This is a genomic window from Aeromonas aquatilis, from assembly GCF_054052405.1.
The window spans coordinates 1-209 of sequence record NZ_JBSTYP010000239.1; the positions used below are offsets into that span (position 1 = coordinate 1).

Annotated in this window: 1 protein-coding gene; it reads right to left on the reverse strand. The window is 60.8% G+C overall.

Going from position 1 to position 209, the window contains the following annotated elements:
• A partial coding sequence (locus ACW5W8_RS24185) for a transposase (protein WP_498630956.1) occupies window positions 1-209 on the reverse strand: 209 nt, incomplete at both ends.

The window sequence follows — 209 nt, forward strand, 5'->3', positions numbered from 1 at the left end:
CCACCGTCTCTTGCCGTCCCTTGTAAATCTGTTTGCCCACTTCGCTCAGCCGGTTCTGGGCTATCCGTTCCCGGTCTTCCTGCCAGACATGTCGGCTTAATTGCTTGAGCCCCTTTTCACTGCGCGTGCATTGCGCGCGTAGCGGGCATTCCCGGCACTTGTCCGGGTCGCTGGCATACAGCCGGTATCCCTCCCCGTTGGTGGTCTGG